Annotated in this window: 1 protein-coding gene and 3 pseudogenes; 2 read left to right on the top strand and 2 right to left on the bottom strand. The window is 55.9% G+C overall.

The window, feature by feature from the left end; genetic code table 11:
* Positions 1–85 precede the first annotated feature (85 nt).
* Both BBW68_RS16245 and aaeR read left to right on the top strand, forming a co-directional pair.
* A pseudogene (locus BBW68_RS16245) lies at positions 86–220 on the top strand (integrase core domain-containing protein); the annotation flags it as partial.
* 88 nt (positions 221–308) lie between these two features.
* A pseudogene (gene aaeR / locus BBW68_RS07655) lies at positions 309–1265 on the top strand (HTH-type transcriptional activator AaeR).
* Positions 1266–1425: 160 nt separating this feature from the next.
* On the opposite strand, the gene tldD reads toward aaeR, so the two are convergent.
* On the bottom strand, positions 1426–2871 hold the full coding sequence (gene tldD / locus BBW68_RS07650; protein WP_070134675.1) for a metalloprotease TldD: 1446 nt from the start codon (positions 2869–2871) through the stop codon (positions 1426–1428).
* A gap of 113 nt (positions 2872–2984) precedes the next feature.
* Positions 2985–3750 (bottom strand): annotated as a pseudogene (locus tag BBW68_RS16240) (YhdP family protein); the annotation flags it as partial.

Below are 3750 nucleotides of genomic sequence, written 5' to 3'. Positions count from 1 at the left end.
TGTCGACCTTTAAATGGGTTCATGTCTGCTCCTTCAACTAAACAGTGGCATCAGTTTACCATCGCCAGATCTTTGCAACAGTGCCGACTATATCGCGTTCATACCAAAACCGGAGATGAGAACAGCACTGCGAAACCTTGCAGCAGCGTTCACGCATTATAATGAAAACCACCCGCACAGCACGCTGGGGTATCACTCTCCGAGGGAATACCTGCGGTAGCAGGCATCGTTAACTTAAGCTACAAAAGCTGTTTGGAGATGACGGGTCAAGATCAGTGATCTAAATCACTCTTAATCTAGGGTTAACAATGGAAAGACTCAAGGGCATGTCCGTCTTTGCCAAAGTCGTTGAAATGGGCTCATTTACCGCCGTGGCGCAGCATCTGCAGTTAAGCGTATCCGCAGTGAGTCAGACAGTCGCTAGGCTGGAAGAAGAGCTGCAGGTCAGATTACTCACCCGCAGCATGGCTTGACGGAGGCAGGTAAAATCTATTTCCAGAGCTGTCGCCGCATGCTTTCCGAAGCTCAGCAGGTACATGAATAGCTGTGGGCATTCAATAATACCCCGATTGGCCTACTGCGTATCGGCAGCTCCTCCACCATGGCGCAAAATCTGCTGGCACCCATGATGGAAGAGATGCTGAAAGAATACCCGGGGCTGACGGTGAATCTGGTGACCGGTATCTCGGCACCGGACCTGATTGCCGACGGGCTGGACATGGTGATCCGCGGTGGCGCACTGCGGGACTCCAACCTGTTTTCGAAGCGCCTTGGCTCGATGCCGATGGTGGTCTGCGCGGCGAAAAGCTACCTGTTACAGCATGACCGATGGCGGCCCCTAAAATCCGGCCGATATCAGCAATTTTTCGTGGCTGGAATACAGCGTGCGCCCGGATAACGATTTTGAGCTGACCTCACGGGAAGGTACCGCTATTCGCCTCAGAGGCACTTTGCCACCAATGATTCGCTGGCTGAAATCCAGAATCGGAATCGCCTATGTACCGCTAATGTGGATTGAAGAGATTAATGCTGGGGAGGTGGAGATTCTGTTCGCGCACTATCAGTCGGTGCCGTGCCCGGTGTATGCCGTGTATACGCAGAAAGGCAAACTACCGCTGAAGGTGCAGGTGTGTATTAACCATCTGACTGAATATTTTGACAAGGTGGCGGAGATTTACCGCGAGTTTCACCCAAAGCCTCATCGTCGCGTTTTTAAACCCACAGCGAGCACGATGATAGCGGGGGATGGGCTTGGCCGGAGGTAAGCCGGACGTCACGCGGCAGGGATGCCGCGTGACGAGGCCCGCAGGGAACGTCTTTCGCCGTTCCGGCGCGCTCAGGTTGAGCTCAGACCGGTTTATCGGACGTTTAACGATAGAAGTTATTTCTGGGGGTACCCCAGGAGGCGGCCCCAACCAAACAGGGTTACGCGGTGCCGCCGACGGTGAGTTTATCCAGCTTTAGCGTAGGCTGACCCACGCCAACCGGCAGGCTCTGCCCTTCTTTACCACAGACGCCGACGCCTTTATCCAGCGCCAGATCGTTGCCGACCATCGAAATCTGTTGCATCGCTTCGATACCGGAACCAATCAGCGTGGCACCTTTAACCGGGGTCGTCACTTTACCGTTCTCAATCAGATAGGCTTCTAAAGTGGAGAAAACGAATTTGCCGGAGGTGATATCCACCTGGCCACCGCCAAAATTCTGCGCGTACAGGCCGTACTCCACACTTTCGATGATATCCTGTGGCGTTGATTTGCCCGCCAGCATATAAGTATTGGTCATACGCGGCATCGGCAGGTGCGCGTACGACTCACGGCGACCGTTACCGGTTGGCGGCACGCCCATCAGGCGCGCATTCAGTTTATCCTGCATGTAGCTTTTCAGAATGCCGTTCTCAATCAGGACGTTGTACTGCCCTGGAACGCCTTCATCATCAATCGCTAGCGAGCCACGCAGGCCATCGATGGTGCCATCATCCACTACGGTACACAGCTCGGAGGCGACCAGCTGGTCCAGCTGACCACTGAACACCGAGGTACCGCGACGGTTAAAGTCGCCTTCCAGCCCGTGACCGACCGCTTCGTGCACCAGCACGCCTGGCCAGCCCGCGCCGAGCACCACCGCAAAGATCCCCGCCGGGGCTGCTACCGCATTCAGATTGACCAGCGCCATGCGCACCGCTTCACGAGCCCAAGCTTCAGCATGCATCTCACCGTTTTCATCTGCGAGGAAGAACTCATAGCCGAAACGGCCACCGCCTCCGCTGGAGCCGCGCTCGCGTTTGCCACTATCATCGACCTGCACGCTGACCGACAGGCGCACCAGTGGGCGCACATCCGCTGCCAGCGTACCGTCGGTTGCCGCCACTAGCACCAGTTCATAGACGCCGGTGAGGCTGACGGAGACTTCCTGCACGCGCTTATCGGCAGCACGCGCCGCATTATCAACGCGGTGCAGCAGCTCAATTTTCTCTTCACGCGTCAGGCTTTGCAGCGGGTCGAGCGCCGGGTAGAGCGGGTGGTTGGTCACCGCACAGAGAGTGCGTGACTGGCCATTACCCTGCTCGCGCACGATACTGCGTACCGCTGTTGCGCTCTGATGCAGGGCGTTCAGCGTTATCTGATCAGCATAGGCGAAACCGGTTTTCTCACCGCTGATAGCGCGCACGCCCACGCCCTGATCGATATTGTAGGAGCCATCTTTAATAATGCGGTCTTCCAGCACCCAAGATTCATGGTGGCTGGACTGAAAATAGAGGTCAGCGTAATCCAGCTTGCGCTCGGACAGCTGGCCGAGAATGGAAAAGAGGTCGCTTTGACTAATGTTGTTAGCAGTTAGTAACTGCTGACTTACCAGATTCAGATTCATGAATTCTCGCTTTGTGTGGATGGGTCATAACGGGCTGACCAGCATCGCTTTGGCCGGGTGATGTTGAATATACGTTATGCTAAAGCCTGAGATATTACGGGGCCACGTCAAATTCATTTCTCGCTGTTTTCACGCGGCTTGCGTAGCACTTCGTCAATCTGCGGCTTATCGATTGGCCCACTGATGTGGTAGCGCAGCACCGAAATTTTATTCCACAGTGGGCCGAGCACCTTACTGGCAGCAAACACGGTGGCACCGATAACCGGATTGACCGCAAAGGCCGTAGCCACGCCAATAATGGCGGAGATTTCCGGCGCGACGGTGGCTTCCATATCGATGCAGCGTTTAACCAGGTCCACATTGCCTTTCATCGCGATGTCCGCTTCCAGCCCGTCTACCAGTAGATTATCAGTGTGCATCATGCCATTTTCGATCTAGTCCGTGCCGTTAATCGACTCAAACCAGAAGCTCTGGCTGAAGGTATCGCTGAAGTCGAGGCGCAGTTTGCGCACCAGCGAATCAAAGCTCACTAGCCGCAGCAGCTGCCCGGCGCGCCCAGTAGAAACCTCAGCGATATGTCCGACGCTGAGGTGGAATTTTAGCACGCTACTCAGCGTCTCTTCCGAAGGCTGCAACGGGGCAGAGCGCCAGTGCAGGTCATAGTCGGGCCTGAACGGCGCATCGCGCAGTGGCGACGTGACGCCAGACCAGTTGGTGGCCTCATCGATTTTTTACCGCTCAGCACGCCTTTCAGCGAAGTGCGCTGCTCGCCGGCCTTGTTGACCCACTCACCGTTGACCGTCAGGTGGGTATTGCCGCTGTCAATCCGGTCATTGGCTAAGGTCAGGGTGTCGCCGGACGGGGTCGAGTCCGTCAAGG

Source organism: Candidatus Erwinia dacicola, assembly GCF_001756855.1.
Lineage (GTDB): Bacteria > Pseudomonadota > Gammaproteobacteria > Enterobacterales > Enterobacteriaceae > Erwinia > Erwinia dacicola.
Note: the sequence above shows the minus strand (reverse complement) of the source record. Positions and strands in the feature narration are given on the sequence as shown.